The 17,961-nt window shown below is 43.1% G+C and carries 14 protein-coding genes; 6 read left to right on the forward strand and 8 right to left on the reverse strand.

Annotated elements, in window-relative coordinates:
• Nucleotides 1-40: 40 nt before the first annotated feature.
• From Q1A23_RS13505 to Q1A23_RS13525, 5 genes are all read right to left on the reverse strand, one after another.
• Nucleotides 41-1,420, reverse strand: coding sequence for an oligosaccharide flippase family protein (locus Q1A23_RS13505; RefSeq protein WP_299824169.1), 1,380 nt, complete (start codon nucleotides 1,418-1,420; stop codon nucleotides 41-43).
• A 66-nt stretch (nucleotides 1,421-1,486) separates the two neighbouring features.
• Complete coding sequence (locus tag Q1A23_RS13510) at nucleotides 1,487-2,491, reverse strand: SDR family oxidoreductase (protein WP_299824171.1); 1,005 nt, start codon at nucleotides 2,489-2,491, stop codon at nucleotides 1,487-1,489.
• A 183-nt stretch (nucleotides 2,492-2,674) separates the two neighbouring features.
• Nucleotides 2,675-3,979 carry a nucleotide sugar dehydrogenase gene (locus tag Q1A23_RS13515; RefSeq protein WP_299824173.1) on the reverse strand — a complete coding sequence of 435 codons (1,305 nt, stop codon included), beginning with the start codon at nucleotides 3,977-3,979 and terminating at the stop codon, nucleotides 2,675-2,677.
• Between the two features lie 52 nt (nucleotides 3,980-4,031).
• Nucleotides 4,032-6,386, reverse strand: coding sequence for a tyrosine-protein kinase family protein (locus Q1A23_RS13520; RefSeq protein ID WP_299824175.1), 2,355 nt, complete (start codon nucleotides 6,384-6,386; stop codon nucleotides 4,032-4,034).
• A 12-nt stretch (nucleotides 6,387-6,398) separates the two neighbouring features.
• A complete protein-coding gene (locus Q1A23_RS13525; protein ID WP_299824177.1) occupies nucleotides 6,399-7,178 on the reverse strand; it encodes a polysaccharide biosynthesis/export family protein in 780 nt (259 codons plus the stop codon).
• A gap of 562 nt (nucleotides 7,179-7,740) precedes the next feature.
• Here Q1A23_RS13525 and Q1A23_RS13530 point away from each other — a divergent pair.
• The gene (locus tag Q1A23_RS13530; RefSeq protein WP_299824178.1) at nucleotides 7,741-8,646 is read left to right on the forward strand and encodes a flavin reductase family protein; all 906 of its coding nucleotides are present in this window, start codon (nucleotides 7,741-7,743) and stop codon (nucleotides 8,644-8,646) included.
• 331 nt (nucleotides 8,647-8,977) lie between these two features.
• Here Q1A23_RS13530 and Q1A23_RS13535 read toward each other — a convergent pair whose 3' ends face one another.
• Genes Q1A23_RS13535 through Q1A23_RS13545 form a run of 3 tightly spaced genes read right to left on the reverse strand, consistent with a single transcriptional unit; the run spans nucleotide 8,978 to nucleotide 12,207 of the window.
• Nucleotides 8,978-10,204, reverse strand: coding sequence for an alanine dehydrogenase (locus Q1A23_RS13535; protein WP_299824180.1), 1,227 nt, complete (start codon nucleotides 10,202-10,204; stop codon nucleotides 8,978-8,980).
• Nucleotide 10,205: 1 nt separating this feature from the next.
• Nucleotides 10,206-10,652 carry a tRNA (adenosine(37)-N6)-threonylcarbamoyltransferase complex ATPase subunit type 1 TsaE gene (gene tsaE, locus Q1A23_RS13540; protein WP_299824182.1) on the reverse strand — a complete coding sequence of 149 codons (447 nt, stop codon included), beginning with the start codon at nucleotides 10,650-10,652 and terminating at the stop codon, nucleotides 10,206-10,208.
• On the reverse strand, nucleotides 10,645-12,207 hold the full coding sequence (locus Q1A23_RS13545) for a bifunctional response regulator/alkaline phosphatase family protein (RefSeq protein ID WP_299824183.1): 1,563 nt from the start codon (nucleotides 12,205-12,207) through the stop codon (nucleotides 10,645-10,647). Before Q1A23_RS13545 ends, tsaE begins: the two co-directional genes overlap by 8 nt.
• A gap of 142 nt (nucleotides 12,208-12,349) precedes the next feature.
• Here Q1A23_RS13545 and Q1A23_RS13550 point away from each other — a divergent pair, with 142 nt between their 5' ends.
• From Q1A23_RS13550 to Q1A23_RS13570, 5 genes are all read left to right on the forward strand, one after another.
• Nucleotides 12,350-13,579, forward strand: coding sequence for an HD domain-containing protein (locus tag Q1A23_RS13550; RefSeq protein ID WP_299824185.1), 1,230 nt, complete (start codon nucleotides 12,350-12,352; stop codon nucleotides 13,577-13,579).
• 310 nt (nucleotides 13,580-13,889) lie between these two features.
• Nucleotides 13,890-14,912 (forward strand): UDP-3-O-(3-hydroxymyristoyl)glucosamine N-acyltransferase, encoded by a 1,023-nt coding sequence (gene lpxD / locus Q1A23_RS13555; protein WP_299824186.1) that lies wholly within the window; start codon nucleotides 13,890-13,892, stop codon nucleotides 14,910-14,912.
• 179 nt (nucleotides 14,913-15,091) lie between these two features.
• Entirely contained in the window at nucleotides 15,092-16,486 is a 1,395-nt protein-coding gene (locus Q1A23_RS13560) for a bifunctional UDP-3-O-[3-hydroxymyristoyl] N-acetylglucosamine deacetylase/3-hydroxyacyl-ACP dehydratase (protein WP_299824188.1), read from the forward strand.
• Nucleotides 16,483-17,274 (forward strand): acyl-ACP--UDP-N-acetylglucosamine O-acyltransferase, encoded by a 792-nt coding sequence (gene lpxA, locus Q1A23_RS13565; protein WP_299824190.1) that lies wholly within the window; start codon nucleotides 16,483-16,485, stop codon nucleotides 17,272-17,274. Before Q1A23_RS13560 ends, lpxA begins: the two co-directional genes overlap by 4 nt.
• Entirely contained in the window at nucleotides 17,264-17,896 is a 633-nt protein-coding gene (locus tag Q1A23_RS13570; protein WP_299824192.1) for an ATP-binding cassette domain-containing protein, read from the forward strand. The genes lpxA and Q1A23_RS13570 overlap by 11 nt, the downstream gene beginning before the upstream one ends.
• Nucleotides 17,897-17,961 lie beyond the last annotated feature (65 nt).

The raw sequence follows: 17,961 nt of genomic DNA on the forward strand, positions 1-17,961 counted from the left end.
AATTAGCTATATATGCTTCCTGCACCATTAGCCATTACCTTTATATATAAATTCCTATATCTACAAAAAAGAATACTATTATTAACAATACCAAAATTAACAGTTTGATATCTAAAAATAGGCATCGCATCCATTTCATCAACATTCCTTCATGTATTAACTGTAGAACATTTATTATTGAAGCTGAAATTAATGCGCCGTAAGCAACTCCATATAATCCATAAGCTTGATATAATAGGAATGATAAAATCAAATTTCCAGTAACTGAAATTCCGCTATAAAGTGTTATCCACTTTGTTTTTCCTGAAGCTGATATCAATCCACCATAGTAGCCATTCCTCCATAGTCCTATTAGTAAATAAATTTTAAAAATACTTATAGCACCTATGTACTTATCTGTAAACGCAAATACAATCAAGTATTTAGCACTAATCATTAATAGCAGTATAATGGGATATGTTATATAGGAGGCCTTTTGAATTGATTTTAACCAAAGTTCTTTGGCATCTTCTATCTTGTTAGAATTAATTAGTCTTACTAGCTCTGGAAAAATAGACTGAGAAATGGAAGCACTAATCATACTAAAAATTGGTATTTCAAATGCTCCTACTGCATAAACTGCAAATTGTTGAACATTTGCTAATGCACCAACTAGAGCTTTATCTAAGTTTCTGCCAATTACACCTATAAAAGTTGCTGCATATAGTGGGAGCCCTATCTTAAAATACTTTGTTGATTCATGATTAAACTTAAAGTTAATACCTTTTACGCTCAAAGGATACCGCTTAATATAAATTAGAATTGGAGTAACAAATAGGATAACTAGCATCAGAGGTAGAGTTATCCAAACCAGAATTGTTTCAGAGTAATTGTATACTAATAAATTAACTGTTATAAGAACTGCACCTAGAATTAGACTTACACCACTACTATACAATAATGTGCTGGTCTGCTTCTGGTTTATCATCAAATTCCTAAATATTTGGTTCAAAGCCATTGCCATGAATAATAAAGGAATCATAAACCTAAAGTTTATGATTTCGTCATTATTAAGTAAAGATGACAATAAGTGTACTGCTCCAAAAGAGAATATTCCAACCATTAAGAGAAAAGTACAAGTTAAGAGTTTGAGAACCTCCTTAAGATGCTGCTGTACTTTATCTTTCTCTAATGCTGCATAGTATTTAAAGCCTTCAGGCAAACCGAGCATCATTAATGGTATAACCAAACCTATTAAAAGATTTAGTTGCTTCCACGTACCGAAATCAGCTTTTTCAAAATATCGAGCAAATAATATATCTCCAATAAGCAGTACAAAGATCAGAATGCTCTGAGAGACAAGAATATGAATAGTAGAAGAATTTCTGCCCTTTATAAACAACAGGTTTGTTTTCTTAACTATGCCTAATGACAGAAACATTAATTATTTTTTTACTATTAACTTAAGAAAATATTGAAGGCTATAGACCTGACCCGCATTCATGAATTATTTTTTAGGAATAGCTCTTACATCATTTTTATACCAACTAAATGCATACTTTAATCCCTCTTGGACAGAAAATAAGGGTTCATATTTAATAAGAAGGAATGCTTTATTTACATCAGCTAAACTATGCTTTACATCCCCTTTTCGCTCTTCGCGATATTGGGCCATGATACCTGTGCCAGCAATTTCATTAATTCTGTTCCACAACTGATTCAAGGTAGTTCTCTCTCCGAAAGCAATATTCACCACTTCATGCTGTGTTATATTAGCAGCTAACAACATAGCTTTCACATTTGCCTGCACAGCATTCTCCACAAAGGTAAAATCACGGCTCGTCTCGCCATCTCCGTTTATAAAAGGAGCTTCACCTTTCAAAGCAGATTCTATGAATAATGGTATAACTGCTGCATAAGGTCCTTTTGGGTTTTGCTTTGGTCCGAACACATTGAAATAGCGAAGACCTATTGTATGGAAATCATAAGTCTTTGAGAATACATCGCCATACAGCTCATTTACATATTTAGTAATAGCATAAGGAGAGAGTGGCTTGCCAATTTTGTCTTCTACTTTAGGCAAGCCGGGATGATCACCGTAGGTGCTGGAGCTGGCTGCATATACCATACGCTTTACTCCTGCATCACGAGCAGCAACCAGCATGTTCAGAAAGCCACTTACGTTAACATCGTTGCTGGTTAAAGGATCGTTGATAGAACGTGGCACAGAACCAAGTGCCGCCTGGTGGCTTACATAATCAATACCCTCCAAAGCCTTTCTGCAGGTTTCCAGATCACGGATATCACCCTCTATCAATTCAAAGGCTGGATTGCTCTTGAACTCGTCGATGTTCGCATGAGATCCAGTCGCAAAGCTATCCAGCACGCGTACCTTACCTGCGCCATACTTTAGCAGATACTCTACTATGTTAGAGCCTATAAAGCCGGCTCCACCGGTTACTAAAAAGCTATATTGGCTGATATCTTCGGTATGGTAGGGGGTTTCGTACACTTCTGGAGAGAATTATAAATGGTGAATAAGGAATTATGAATGGGGATATGGAAATCAAACACCCCTAACCCCTCCTTATCCAAGGCGGGGAATTTTTACTTTAATGTCATTTCGAATGCAATGAGAAATCTGAAGCGTTAATCACAGTCCCAGATTTCTCATTGCATTCGAAATGACAGATAATTACAATCTTGCGTCTACTGATTCTTTTGGCAGTACGCCTTTCACGTCGTAGATCACAGCGTTCTCTTTGCAGAGTTTGTTTAGATCTAAGGCTTTGAATTCGTCATGAGAAACAGCAAGTATGATGGCGTCGCAATCGCTGGTGTTGGTTAGTTCTTTTACAGAATCCCAGCCATACTCATGCTTTACCTCCGCTGGCTCAGCCCATGGGTCATATATCGTGATGTTTGTATCGTAATCTTTTAGGGTATGCAGGATGTCTACTACTTTGGTGTTGCGTACATCCGGGCAGTTCTCTTTGAAGGTAATACCAAGCACTAAGATATTTGCTCCTTTTACTGGAATATCCTTTTTTACCATCAGTTTAATTACCTCATGCGCTACATATTCGCCCATGCCATCGTTTAGTCTGCGGCCAGCCAATATGATTTCCGGGTGGTAGCCTACTTCCTGCGCTTTTTGTGCCAGGTAGTATGGGTCAACCCCAATGCAATGGCCACCAACTAAACCAGGCTTAAACTTCAGGAAGTTCCATTTGGTGCCAGCTGCCTGCAGTACTTCGTCCGTATCAATATCCAGGCGGTTGAATATTTTAGCCAGTTCGTTTACAAAAGCAATGTTGATATCGCGCTGTGCGTTCTCGATTACCTTGGCTGCCTCTGCAACTTTAATAGAGGCCGCTTTGTGCGTACCGGCAATAATCACAGACTTGTAAAGCTGGTCAACTTTTTCGGCTGCCTCTGGTGTAGAGCCAGAAGTAATTTTTAAAATCTTGGCTACTGTATGTTCTTTATCGCCAGGGTTGATACGCTCCGGTGAATAGCCTGCAAAGAAATCAACATTAAATTTAAGACCCGATACACGCTCCAGTACAGGCACACACTCATCTTCCGTCACACCAGGGTAAACAGTTGATTCATAAACCACAATATCTCCACGCTTCAGCACTTTGCCAACTGTTTCGCTTGCCTTGTATAAAGGTGTAAGCACAGGTCGGTTATACTTATCAACAGGCGTAGGTACCGTAATAATATAGAAGTTACAGTTCTCGATCTTTGCCAGGTCGTTTGTGCAATACAAACCTTTTGAAGTGGAGCAATCGTCTGTTAAAACAGCTTTTAATTTATCATCCTCTACCTCCAACGTATGGTCATGCCCCTGGCTTAGTTGGCTAACTCTCGCCTCATTTATATCGAATCCGATGGTCTTAAATTGCTTTGCGAACTCAACCGCTAAAGGTAATCCTACATAGCCTAAGCCAATTACAGCTATTTTTGCGTCTTCTAACATCGTATGCTGAGCCATTTCAGTCTCTTTATTTAATTCTTTAGTTGATCTATACTTACCTGGTGCTTATTTATACTCCAAGGGTTGTTTTCTTCTTTTTCTTGCCTGGGTTTGTAGCTTCTTCTCCGTAACCATACCCATAGCCATAACCATACCCATAGCCGTAACCGTTCTCCTTCTTCGCATCGTTCAGCACGATCATCGGGTGAATCAATTTGCGGTTTTTGAAGATATCATCAATGATGCTAATCTGGTTTTTATGGGTATAATTGTACCGCACCAGGTAAATACTGGAATCGATGTAAGGTGCCAATGCAAGCGCATCTGCTACCTGCCCCACCGGAGAGGTATCAATGATGATATAATCATAGATCTCCTTCAGTTCCCCGATCAATTTATCTACTTTTGGTAGCAACATCAGCTCCGTAGGGTTTGGCGGGATCGGACCGGAACCGATTATATCTAAGCCATCTAAACCTGGTACAGGCTTAATGATATCTTCTATTGGCAGATAATCTGTAACAAGATAATTAGATACGCCTATCTCATTTGAAATATTAAGGCTTTGAGAGAGTCGTGGCCTGCGAAGGTCGAAACCTATAACAACTACTTTCTTTCCTGTTAAAACCAAACTAGCCGCCAGGTTGATACTGAAGAAGGTTTTACCTTCGCCACTCATACTTGAGGTAACCAGTATAACCCTATTCTCTTTACCAACTGTAGCGAACTGCAGGTTGGCTCTGATCAGTCGGAAAAGCTCAGATACTGGGCCACGGCTATCGTTTGTTACCACCAGCGTTTCACCGCTGTAGTTATGCGCAATCTCTCCTAAAACGGGTGTATTAGTAGCACTTTCAACATCTTTTGTATCTTTTACCTTATCATTCAACATATCGCGCACATAGATAAAGGCAAACGGCACACCCAGACCAACCAGGAAGGCCAACAGGTAAATAAGTTGCTTTTTAGGCTTAACTGGTAAGTCACCGGCTACCGCAGAGTCAATTACTCTTGAGTTAGAAACTGTCGCAGCTAATGATAAAGCAGACTCTTCACGCTTCTGCAGCAGGTACAGGTAAAGACCTTCCTTAATGCCCTGCTGCCTGTTTATCTCCAGCAATTCACGCTCTATAGCTGGTACTTTCTGAATTCTAGAGGCAAACTGTGAGGAATTGGCACGCAGGTTATTGCGTGTAATAGCTAGGCTGCCTTTGATGTTCCCAAGGTTCTCCTGGATGTTTATCTTTAGGTTTGCCAGTTGCTCGTTTACATTTTGCACGATTGGGTTGCTTGCCTGTGTCGTGCGTAGCAGACGCTGCCGCTCTAATTGCAATTCATTAAACTTCCCGATCAGGTTAAGCAGGGTAGCATCCTGTATACTTAGCGTACTTGGTACTAGCTCAAACTGGTTCTTCTGGTTTTTAAGGTAAGTTTCAATAGAATTAAGTACATCTATCTGAATTTCCAGCTCAGCAAGTTGCCTGTTGTATTCGCTGGCACGCTCCAGGTACATCTTTGCCTCCGAGCTCACGTCTGTTAACTCGTTCTGGCGTTTGTAGGCTTCTACATCTTTCTCAACCGTTGATAGTTCCTCGGTCAGGTATTTAAGCCTGTCGTCAATAAACTGGATGGTATTTGCCGCGATCTGGTTTTTATCTTCAACAGCCTCCTTGTTGTATACTTCAATCAACTTGTTGATGATGGTTACGCCCTTCTCAGGCACAGCATCTGTAAGGCTGATTGTGAGCACACTTGCCTCTTTGTTTACTGGTGCAACTGTTAAGCGCTGGTTATAGCTGTTTGCAAGTTTGCGGATATCATGAAATTTAACTGCTACCTGGCCACCTTCTTTTTTTGCTAAACCAGGCGCTGCCACTACGGTAAAAGTAGCATAATCCGTTTTGATCTGTTGGCCAAACTGGTGCGCTGTTTTCTTTTCGCCGTCTTCAATCTCAAAGCTGTTGTTATCTTTCAGGTTTACAAAAATGGTCTTGTTGAAAGCAGCAGAATCTAGATCGTTTACGATAACTTTAATAGGCTGTGAGCGGCCAAAAACCTCGGTTGTTTTAACTCTTCCCTCTGTGTAAAAACTGGTGTACAACGATAAGTCCGTTAAAACCCGTTGCATCAGGCTTTTAGATTTAAGTATCTGTATCTGGTTATCCAGGCTTTTGCTCGACTGAAAAATTTCCAGGTCGCTGAAGGCTACATTTCCTGAGATATCCGGTCCTTTTTTATCGTCTTTTATTAAGAGTGTACTGCTGATGCTATACTCTGGCGTAGTATAACGCAGGTATAAAAAAGCCACTACCATACTTAGCACCACGCCAATGGCAAATAAGTACCAGTAGCGCAAGTACTTGGCAACTATACTTTTGATATCGATCTGCTCCGACTCGAGCATAAAAACTTCTTTCTCTGTCATGCCCTTTCGGAATTATAATAATCTGGATATAACAAGTGTCAGAACAGACATAGTAGCTACTATAAGCGAAATGTTGCGGTTATTATTGCTTGCCTGTACAGCCTTTGCTTTATCTGGCTCCACGTACACGATGTCGTTTTGCTGGAGATTGAAGAAAGGCGACTTCAGAATATCCTTGTCGTTCAGGTTTAACCTTACCATACTTCTTTCATCTTTTGTTTCGCGTATCACCAGCACGTTTTCTCTTTTTCCAAATGCCGTCATATCGCCTGCCATACCAAGGGCCTCGAGTAAGTTTACATTACCATCCGGCACCTGGAAAGTAGAAGGTCGGTTTACCTCTCCTATGACAGTAACCTTAAAATTTCGGAAGCGAACATTTACAACCGGCTCTTTTAAATACTGCTGCAAGCTGGCCGTAAGCTGTGTTTCGGCCTCTTCTCTTGTTAAGTTCTCTAACTTGACTTTACCTAAAATTGGCAGCACAACATAACCGGCTTTATCCACTAAATAGCCTTCTGTTTCCTGTAGGTTTGTGGTTGTGCCTATGTTTACATTACCTGTAGCAGGCAAAGCCCCCCTGTTAAATAAAACATTTGACTCCGGGTTCAAGCTCGTTACATTTATACTTAACATATCCCCGGGCTGAACTCTGGCTTCGGCTGCGTTAGCTATTTTTTCGGTAAAAACAGCTTCTTCTCTTAGGTTGTCGAAATATGCGAGGTTTCTGGGAGAGCTGCACGAAGCAAAAAAGAGCAGGCTTAGGATAAATAATAAGAATCTGTTGTTCATTATCGGCACGTAAATATTAAGTTACCTTAATATATTTTTTATACTTAACAGCAAAAGCAGCCTCCGTAGTATTACAACTACTATGGATTTTCAAAATTATGAAAAAAGTGTGATACAATGCTTCATACTTCTCAATTATATTGTGTGCAGAACTCAGATTTAAGGCAAAAGATTCCTTTTAAGCTGCTTTTAAGCAAAGATAGTATATAACTATTCCTGCAATACCTTATATGTTTCGATAAAAACAAATCTATGCTTTGCCCTATATTTGGGTTCTAAAGCTCTTAGGCATAGTTTCTAGCTTTTTATTTAAAGTATAAAAAGAAATCAATTCGCAGCCTTCCTTGCCGGCTTGCTCCGGCAAATGTTGAGTGCATGAAGTCTTGCGTGCATTTGTTTGAATGTATGGTTCGCAATCATATTATTCAGTTACCTTCTCTCTACAAGGAATAAGTTTGGCAAACTTACAGCAGTAGATATTCCAGCTAAGGTTATTTAGCAAATTATAAAGTAACTTGTGGCTTTAAACTGCAGCAGTAGCAATCCTAAATGCATTTACTTTATGTCGATCAAAACTATAAACCCACAGGAAACAAAAACAGCAGAGGTTCATGCTTTATTACTGGGTGCCATTGCCCCAAGACCTATTGCCTTTGCCAGCACCACCGACCTGGAGGGCAATATAAACCTCAGCCCTTTCAGTTTTTTTAATGTTTTTAGTGCCAAGCCACCTATTGTTGTTTTCTCGCCGGCCCGCCGTGTGCGCGACAATACAAGCAAGCATACTTTAGAAAATGTGGCCCTTACAAAGGAAGTTGTGATCAATATTGCCAACTTCGATATTGTGGAGCAGATGTCGCTGGCAAGTACGGAGTATGACAAAGGCATAAACGAATTTATCAAGGCAGGCTTAACTCCTGAGGCCTCTGCGCTGGTTAAACCGCCACGCGTAAAAGAAGCCCCCGTAGCGCTAGAGTGCCGCGTAAACGAGATCATCAGCCTTGGCTCTGAAGGCGGAGCTGGCAACCTGGTTATCTGTGAGGTGCTGCTGATGCATATAAACGAAAGTATACTTACAGATGAAGGCAAGATAGATCCGTTTAAATTGGACGCTGTTGCCAGAATGGGAGGAGATTATTACCTGCGCGCCAACGGAGACTGTATTTTTGAGCTTCCGAAACCTGTACGAAACAAAGGCATCGGCATAGACCAGCTGCCTGAATTCATTAGAAACAGTTCTATACTTACCGGCAATAACCTGGCACGCCTCGGAAACTCAGAAGCCATACCTGGTGAAGAGGAGGCAGCAGCTTTTAAGGTCGATCCGCTTATAGGTTATACTTTAAACAAGTATAGCAACGACAAAGCTAAGCTAAAAAGTGAACTGGAATTATTAGGGAAGAAGCTACTGGAAAACAACCAGGTGCAGGAGGCCTGGAAGGTGCTGTTACTTAACGGGAAAGTATAATTAGTAGCATAAGGTAAAGCTTTATTTGCTTTTTTTAGCGCTTAGATGGCTCCGGATCCAACCACCCCTCCTAAGGTGGAGAGCCTGCTATTGCGCTGGCTCAAGTATAGGCTCTATAGCTTCGGCTTAACCTCCCTTTAACCAAGATCCTTAACAGGATGACAAAATAGAAAGCAGAGGCTAAAAGGAAGACAGAAGAAGGTGTAAATCAAATTCCCCGCCTTAAACTAGTGAGAACGGGAGTTCGAAACTAACGAGCGTAGCTCTGAGGGGCCAGGGGTGGTTAGACCCGGTACTGAAGAACACCCCACTCATCCTGCAAATCCCGATTTTAGTTACGAACCGCAATCATCAGCCCTAACTCTTTATAGCGCATGCCAAACTTCTTGGCTACGTGTGCATTGGTAAGGCTGCCCTTGTAAATGTACACGCCGCTGCGGAAGTGCTCGTTCATAAACAGCATTTCGTTGATGCCGCCATACTTGGAGAACTCGTTGAAGATAGGGGTAAATATGTTGCTTAGCGCCTGTGTGGCTGTTCGGGGCACCCGTGATGCAATATTGGGCACACAATAATGAATGATATCGTACTTGCGGTATACCGGGCGGGAGTGCGAGGTTAACTCAGAAGTTTCAAAGCAACCGCCCTGGTCTATGCAAACATCAATAATGATGGAACCTGGATTCATATGCGCCACCACGTTTTCCTCCACCATACAGGGTATTACACCCTCATCTGCCACCAAAGCCCCAATTACAACATCAGCCTGCCTTATTTCATGATTCAAAACAGCCTTATCTAAGGTTGATGTGAACAGCGGTGACCCTACATTATGCTTTAAGCGGCGTAGTTTGTAGATATGATTATCAAAAACTTTTACCTCTGCGCCCAGGCCCAGGGCTGCGCGAGCGGCATACTCTGCTACGGTGCCAGCGCCAAGTATAACCACTTTGCTGGGAGGCACACCGGTGATTCCGCCAAGTATAACGCCTTTGCCATCGTTGCTGCTGCTAAGGTATTCTGCGGCAATAAGCATTACCGTACTACCCGCTATCTCGCTCATGGCCCTTACTACTGGCTTTGAGTCCGATTTGTCGCGGAGCAGCTCAAACGAAATGGCGTTTATTTTTTTTCGAAGAAGTGCGTTTACGAAATCTGCCGTCAGGCTACCAAACTGCAATGCAGAAATTAGTGTTTGCCCTGGCCGGAAGTATTCTATCTCGTCGTAAGTTGGCGGGGCAATTTTAAGTATGATGTCTGCCTCGTATACTTCATCTGTAGAGTATACAATTTTTGCGCCTGCCTCCGAGTATTCGTTGTCTGAGAACTTTGAGGGGCCGCCTGCACCGGCTTCTATACGGATGCGGTGCCCATAGTCGGTTAACTGCTTTACAGCATCAGGAGTTAAACCAATGCGGTTTTCCTGAAAAGATGACTCTTTCGGTATACCGATAGAAAGGCTTCGGCGGCGTTCTTCTACTGCCAGCATCGACTCTTTAGGGTAAAGAGCTGGGCTTGTAGCAAGTTTTCCCAGGTCTACGGCAAACTTTTCGGTCATGCTATACTTTGTTAATGGTCATGGTGCGCACCTGGCCTTCTGCATCAGGCTGCAATGTTACAAGCAGGTAGTGCTCCGGCAATAAGTTCGGAATCATGGATGGCCATTCGATCAGGCAAACACGTCCGGAATCAAAATATTCCAGGGCTCCTATATCCAATGCCTCGCGCTCCTCATTTAATCTATAAAAATCAAAATGGTAAATAAGGTTCCCATCAGCGCCCACATACTCGTTTACAAGCGAAAAAGTAGGGCTGCTTACGTTGTCTTTTACGCCTAACTGCCGGCACAATTCTTTTATAAGCGTCGTTTTGCCGGCCCCCATTTGCCCTTCAAAAAGTATAACAGGTTCGTTTTCGGCTTCCTCTATAAGCACAGAAGCCGCCGCCGGCAAATCAGCCAACGACGACATCGTGATAAGTTTTTTCTCTACTCCTGTATTATACATTTTTAGGTGAAAGCGTAACAAACGGTATGATGCACTCCTCCAACGACACGCCTCCATGCTGGAACGTATCTTTGTAATAATTAACGTAGTAATTATAGTTGTTGGGGTACGCAAAAAAGTAATCCTCTATTGCGAACACAAACGTAGTGGAAACATTAGCCTTTGGCAAGAAAAATCTCTCCGGCTTACGCACCGTAAACACATCTTTATCAGTATAGCCCAGATTTTTACCGTGCTTGTACCTTAGGTTTGTATTGGTGTTTCTATCACCGATAATCTTGAATGGCCTTTTTACGCGAATGGTACCATGGTCTGTAGTTATCACTAACTTGCCTTTTTTATCAGCAATCATCTTTAAGGTATCGTACAGCGGCGAGTGCAGAAACCATGACCTGGTAATAGAACGATATGCCGACTCGTCAGGGGCCAGTTCACGCACCATGTTACTGTCTGTACGAGCATGAGAAAGCATATCTACAAAGTTATAGACAATCACATTCAGCTTATTGCTGTCGAGGTTGCTAAACTTGTTCAGCAAATCGCGGCCAGCCTGCACATTCGTGATTTTATGGTAACTATGCTTATCAGTCAGTTTGTTTTGCTGGAACTGTATATCCAGGAAATCGGCCTCGTGCAGGTTTTTCCCTTCATCTTCATCGTCGTAAACCCACATGTTCGGGTATTTTTTGGCGATATCTGTTGGAAGCATACCAGCAAAGATGGCGTTACGGGCATAGGCAGTAGTTGTAGGAAGTATGGAGTAGAACATCTCCTCCGAATCTACTGTAAAGTATTCTGAAATAAGGGGCTCCAGAATTTTCCATTGGTCGTAACGCAGGTTATCGATCAACACAAAGTATACCGGCCTGTCTGTTTCCTTCATCATCGGAAAAACGCGCTCTTTAAACAACTGATGCGACATAAGCGGGGCATCATCGCTGTCGTTGTTTATCCAGTCCTCGTAGTTATCCATGATAAACTTGGCGAAGTTGGAGTTTGCCTCGTCTTTCTGCATGTTGATAACGTCGGCCATACTTTTGTTCTCGGTCTCGTCTATCTCCAGCTCCCAGAATACCAGCTTCTTGTAAATATCGGCCCACTCTCCCGGGCTCAGGCGCTCGCCAAAAGCCATACCCAGTTGCCTGAAATCGCGCTGGTAACTCATGTTGGTCTTCTCTGAAACCAATCGTTTATTATCCAATACCTTTTTAACGGAAAGCAGTATCTGGTTTGGGTTGAGCGGCTTAATGAGGTAATCTGTTATTTTAGAGCCAATGGCTTCCTCCATAATGTGCTCTTCCTCGCTCTTAGTGATCATAATCACCGGCACGCCCGGGCGCATAGTCTTCAGCTCGTTCAGCGTCTCCAGGCCGCTGATGCCTGGCATATTTTCATCCAGAAATACTATGTCAAAACTTTTATCCCGGAACTCCTCAATAGCGTCGGCACCGCTGTTTACTGGTGTGATATCATAGCCCCTGTCCTCCAGAAAAAGAATGTGCGGCTTGAGCAGGTCGATCTCATCATCGGCCCATAAAATGTTGTATCTTTGCATAGTTTTATGTCTTTTTTGCGTATTAAGTACCTTTAAAGTAAGAACAATTACAGGTTTGGAGGCTTAAAAAATCGGAGTCCCTATGCCATACTTTACTGCGAACGTTTAGTTACAGTTAACGCAACTAACCCCTGTTTCTTTTGTGAATAAGAAGAAAATATTCAACGACCCTGTATACGGCTTTATCACCGTTCCAACCGATCTTATATTCGATATCATCGATCACCCCTATTTCCAGCGACTGCGCCGCATTAAACAACTCGGATTAACCGAAATGGTTTACCCGGGTGCATTGCATACCCGTTTTCATCATGCTTTAGGGGCCATGCACCTGATGAATACCGCCTTAAATACTTTAAGAAGTAAAAATAACGAAATTTCTGATAAAGAATTTGAGGCATCGCTTATAGCTATACTGCTGCACGACATCGGGCACGGCCCTTTTTCGCATGCGCTTGAAACCGCAATCTTCAAAAATGTGCACCACGAGCACCTCTCGCTGCACATTATGCACTTGCTAAACGATGCTTTCGGCGGCAGGCTTAGTATGGCTATAGAGATATTTACCGGAAATTATCATCGTAAGTTTTTCCACCAGCTGGTTTCGAGCCAATTAGACGTTGACAGGTTGGATTACCTTAACCGCGACAGTTTTTACACAGGTGTGTATGAAGGCAAGATTGGGGCGGACCGCATTATAAAGATGCTGGATGTGGCTAATGATAAACTGGTGGTAGAGGAAAAGGGGGTTTATAGTATAGAAAACTTCCTGGTAAGCCGCCGCCTGATGTACTGGCAGGTATACTTGCACAAAACTGTCATCAGCGCCGAAAACATGGTGCTGCGTGTAGTACAGCGTGCCCGCGAGCTGGTACAGCAAGGAATTGAAGTGCCGTGCAGCCCTTGCCTAAAGTTCTTTCTTACCTCCGACTTAACCATGCAGGACTTCCAGCGTGACAGCAGCATCCTGGAGCGTTTTGTTAGCCTGGATGATCACGATATATGGGGTGGTATCAAAATGTGGGCAGCGCACCCAGACAAGATCCTCTCCTACCTTGCCAACTCTATTCTCAATCGCAAACTGTTTAAAGTGGTAATCGCGAGTAAACCCATTGATGAAGAGCTGCAGTTAGGCATTAGCGAGCTGGTGCAATCGCAGTTTAGCATTGCTGAAGAAGATGTGCACTACCTGATGATAGCTGGTAAAATAGGCAACAATGCTTACGATGTGGAAGGCCAGACAATAGACATGCTTACAAAATCAGGGTATGTGATTGATGTAGCGGAAGCCTCTGATTTACCAAACATCAGGGCACTCAGCAATAAAGTGGAGAAATACTACGTCTGTTACCCGAAGGAAGTCGCACACTAAAGTATAAACCTGCCAAATTCAGGCAGATGCTTCTTTTAAGTACATCTTTTAACACAATTATGCTGCAAGACTTAATCTTTATACTTGCGTGGAGGTTTTAGGGAACATGAGAGGCGGATTGCCTTTATGAAGAGCATCTTTTTATACTTTAAACCTGCACCAGCCAGCTGTCTATTTAAGTTACCTATCAAATAATGATTGGCATTATAGCAACAAGTTGGTACTTTTAGGTATAAGCAAGTTTACTTTTTTGTTATGTTTGCACCCCCAAAGCACTAGCACTTTTAAGTTTTTGCTATAATTTTACAAAATGGAATTTACTGTTCAACAGATCGCTGACCTTCTGCAGGGCAAAGTGGAAGGAGACAACACCAAAAAGGTCAGCACTTTAGCTAAAATAGAAGAAGCCAAGCAAGGTGCTCTTGCTTTTTTATCAAATCTTAAATACGAATCATTCCTTTACACTACTGAGGCCAGCGCTGTTATAGTTGCCAGTACATTAGAGCTTAAACAACCTGTAGCTGCTGCCCTTATTCGTGTAGAAGACCCTTATACCAGCTTCTCGACTTTACTACAATACTACCAGACAGCCCTCATCGCCTCAAAAACTGGCGTGGAAGAGCCTAGCTTTATGGGCCAGGGTTCTGTTATCGGCGAAAACCACTACCGCGGTGCTTTCTCATATATTGGCGCTAATTGCAAAATAGGTGATAATGTCAAGATTTTCCCGCAGGTATACATTGGCGATAATGTAACAATAGGCGATAACACCACTCTTTTTGCAGGAGTTAAGCTATACACCAATACAGTAATAGGCAACAATTGCACCTTACACAGCGGCGCTGTGCTTGGCAGCGATGGCTTTGGTTGGGCACCGCAGGCAGATGGCACTTACAAAGCTGTTCCTCAGATTGGCAACGTTGTGCTGGAAGATGATATCTCTATTGGCGCCAACACAGCCATTGACTGTGCCACAATGGGCTCAACGGTTATACGCACAGGCTCTAAAATTGACAATCTGGTGCAGATTGCTCATAACGTGGAAATTGGCAAACATACGGTTGTTGCCTCCCAAACAGGCATTTCAGGCTCTACTAAAATCGGCAACCATTGCGTGATTGCAGGCCAGGTAGGTATTGTAGGCCACATCACCATTGCTGATAAGACAACTATTGGAGCACAGTCTGGTGTCTCAAAATCCATCAAAGAATCCGGTACAATTATTCAGGGCTCTCCTGCATTCGACTATAAGCAAAACCTGCGTGCGATGACTGTTTTCCGCAAATTGCCGGAGTTACAGCGCGAATTAGAACTACTAAAAGAGAAACAATAAACCTTTTATACTTTGGGAGCATACGTTGCCAATTAAAATAAATTGGCAAGGTGGTAGATTATGTCTTAAGTTTGCAACGGCAACAGGTTAAACTCAGCTGCTTACATTATTAGATAAGCTACTGGTCCTGTGTCCGCTCCAGTTTAACAGAAGAGTGAAATACGACTACATATACGTGAATGAACGATAAACAGCATACTATCAAGGCCCCGGTGACTGTATCCGGCATAGGACTGCATACAGGCGTGGTTTCCAACATGACGTTTAAGCCTGCGCCCATCAACCATGGGTACAAGTTTCAGCGCATCGATTTACCCGGTCAGCCTATTGTAGCTGCTGATGTAGATAATGTAGTAGACTTATCAAGAGGTACTACTATTGAGCAGAATGGAGCAAGAGTTCACACCATCGAGCATACTTTAGCTGCACTAGTAGGTTTACAGATCGATAACGTACTGATTGAGCTTGACGGCCCGGAGCCTCCCATCATGGACGGTTCCTCTATCCAGTTTGTACAGCCCTTGATGGAAGTTGGCCTGGAGGAACAGAACGCGCTGCGCAACTACTTCGAAATAACAAAAGGCTTAAGCTATAAAGACGATAGCCGTGGCGTGGAAATCGCAGCCCTTCCGCTGGATGATTACCGCCTGACAGCTATGGTTGACTACAACTCGCCGATACTTGGCAGCCAGCATGCCTCCATCACTAACATAGACCAGTTTGTAGATGAGATTGCTCCTTGCCGCACGTTCGTATTCTTACACGAGTTAGAAGCTTTGTTCAAACAAAACCTGATTAAAGGTGGCGACCTGGATAATGCCATCGTGATTGTAGACCGTGTGGTGCAGGACGAGGAACTGAATTACCTGTCGGACCTGCTGAAGAAGCCAAAAGTAGAAGTGAAAGAAGAAGGTATACTTAACAATACTGAGCTTCGCTTCAAAAATGAGCCTGCGCGCCACAAACTGCTAGACCTGATGGGTGACCTCGCTTTGATTGGCCGCCCAATCAAAGGACAGATACTGGCAGCACGCCCTGGCCACGCTGCAAACGTTGCCTTTGCCAAAAAGGTAAAGCGGATGATACATGAGGCCACAGTAAAAAATGTGCCTACCTACGACCCAAAGAAAAAGCCAGTAATGGATATTAACCAGATTTCGGCTACTTTGCCGCACCGGTATCCGTTCCTGCTTATCGATAAAATCATTCATTTAGACGAAACGACTGTTACAGGCGTTAAGAATATCACGATGAATGAGCCATTCTTCCAGGGGCATTTCCCGGGCAACCCTGTTTTGCCTGGTGTAATACAAATAGAGGCTATGGCACAAACTGGCGGGATTCTTGTACTGAACACCGTAGAGAACCCGGAAGACTACTGGACTTATTTTCTTGGCATTGACAAATGTCGCTTTAAGCGCAAGGTTATACCTGGCGATACCATAATTTTTAAATGTGAACTGCTGGCTCCAATCAAACGTGGAATTGCCAAAATGAGTGGTCAGGCTTTTGTGGCCGGACAACTGGTGATGGAAGCTGAAATGTCGGCAAGTATTGTAAAAAAAGACGCATGAATCAGCCATTAGCATACATACACCCAGAGGCTAAAATTGCACAAAACGTTGTAGTAGAGCCATTCGCCAGCATTCACAAAAATGTGGAAATAGGAGAAGGTACCTGGATTGGACCCAATGCGGTGATCATGGAGGGAGCTCGCATCGGCAAAAACTGCAAAATTTTTCCGGGAGCAGTTGTTTCTTCTGTGCCACAGGACCTGAAATTTGCCGGTGAAGTAACAACAACGCATATCGGCGATAATACAGTTATCAGAGAATGCGTTACCATTAGCCGCGGCACAATCGATAAAATGAAGACAGTAGTGGGCCAAAACTGCCTGGTGATGGCTTATGCCCACGTCGCTCACGATTGCGTTGTAGGTGATAACTGCATTATCGGTAATTCGGTACAGATGGCAGGCCACGTAGAAGTTGGCGATCATGCTATCATTAGTGCTGCTACACTTGTGCACCAATTTGCAAAAATTGGGGTGCATGCCATGATCTCGGGTGGCTCGCTTGTACTTAAAGATGTTCCTCCTTTTGTAAAGGCAGCCCGCGAGCCGCTTTCTTATGCAGGTATCAACTCTATTGGCTTGCGCCGCAGAGGCTTTACCAGCGAGCAGATAAACGAGATTCAGCAGATATACCGTATTCTGTTTATTAGTGGGTTAAATAACTCACAGGCACTAGACAAAATTGAACTGGAGTTGCCTCCGAGCAAGGAACGCGACGAGGTTGTAAACTTCCTGCGTAACTCAGGCCGTGGCATCATCCGAAGTTATTTTTCAAAAGATGCAAATTAACCTAAGCAATTTAGGTAAACGATATAATTACGAGTGGATTTTCCGGAACCTGACCTATACTTTTGAGTCAGGCACCTCTTATGCCATACTTGGGCATAACGGCTCCGGTAAATCCACTCTTCTTACTGTTATTGCGGGCCACAACCTGCACAGCGAAGGCGAAATAAACTATACCTTAGGCACTAAAAAAGTTGCCCCTGAAGAGGCCTATCGCCAGCTTTCACTTACAGCACCCTACCTGGAACTCGTAGAAGAATTTACGTTACTGGAGATGCTGGATTTTCACACCCGTTTTAAAAATTTAAGAGGCAACATCTCCACTACAGACTTGGTTGACCGGATGGGCCTGCAAAGATCTAAGAACAAATTTGTGAAGGATTTCTCGTCCGGAATGAAGCAACGCCTGAAGCTCGGGTTGGCTTTATACTCTGATACCCAGCTACTGCTGCTCGATGAGCCCACCACAAACCTGGACCAGGAAGGTGTAGCCTGGTACCAAGAACATGTGTCGCTCAACAAAGCCAACCGTCTGGTTATCGTTGGCTCCAACATCAAGCATGAATATGCTTTTTGCGATGAACAAGTACGCATTTCAGATTACCACACCGCCCCCCGCAAGTAACTTTGCTTTCGTGCTTTTACAGTTTTCGCCTTCAACTGATGCGATAAAAGCTGTAAGGTATTCCG

It is taken from the genome of uncultured Pontibacter sp. (assembly GCF_947492645.1).
In the GTDB taxonomy this organism is placed as follows: Bacteria; Bacteroidota; Bacteroidia; order Cytophagales; family Hymenobacteraceae; genus Pontibacter.

Excerpts from the sequence above, each read along its gene's own strand:
- Q1A23_RS13505 (WP_299824169.1), bottom strand. The coding sequence starts at position 1,420 with ATGTTTCTGTCATTAGGCATAGTTAAGAAAACAAACCTGTTGTTTATA.
- Q1A23_RS13515 (WP_299824173.1), bottom strand. The coding sequence starts at position 3,979 with ATGGCTCAGCATACGATGTTAGAAGACGCAAAAATAGCTGTAATTGGC.
- Q1A23_RS13520 (WP_299824175.1), bottom strand. The coding sequence starts at position 6,386 with ATGACAGAGAAAGAAGTTTTTATGCTCGAGTCGGAGCAGATCGATATC.
- Q1A23_RS13525 (WP_299824177.1), bottom strand. The coding sequence starts at position 7,178 with ATGAACAACAGATTCTTATTATTTATCCTAAGCCTGCTCTTTTTTGCT.
- Q1A23_RS13530 (WP_299824178.1), top strand. The coding sequence starts at position 7,741 with ATGTCGATCAAAACTATAAACCCACAGGAAACAAAAACAGCAGAGGTT.
- Q1A23_RS13535 (WP_299824180.1), bottom strand. The coding sequence starts at position 10,204 with ATGACCGAAAAGTTTGCCGTAGACCTGGGAAAACTTGCTACAAGCCCA.
- tsaE (WP_299824182.1), bottom strand. The coding sequence starts at position 10,652 with ATGTATAATACAGGAGTAGAGAAAAAACTTATCACGATGTCGTCGTTG.
- Q1A23_RS13545 (WP_299824183.1), bottom strand. The coding sequence starts at position 12,207 with ATGCAAAGATACAACATTTTATGGGCCGATGATGAGATCGACCTGCTC.
- lpxD (WP_299824186.1), top strand. The coding sequence starts at position 13,890 with ATGGAATTTACTGTTCAACAGATCGCTGACCTTCTGCAGGGCAAAGTG.
- Q1A23_RS13560 (WP_299824188.1), top strand. The coding sequence starts at position 15,092 with ATGAACGATAAACAGCATACTATCAAGGCCCCGGTGACTGTATCCGGC.
- lpxA (WP_299824190.1), top strand. The coding sequence starts at position 16,483 with ATGAATCAGCCATTAGCATACATACACCCAGAGGCTAAAATTGCACAA.
- Q1A23_RS13570 (WP_299824192.1), top strand. The coding sequence starts at position 17,264 with ATGCAAATTAACCTAAGCAATTTAGGTAAACGATATAATTACGAGTGG.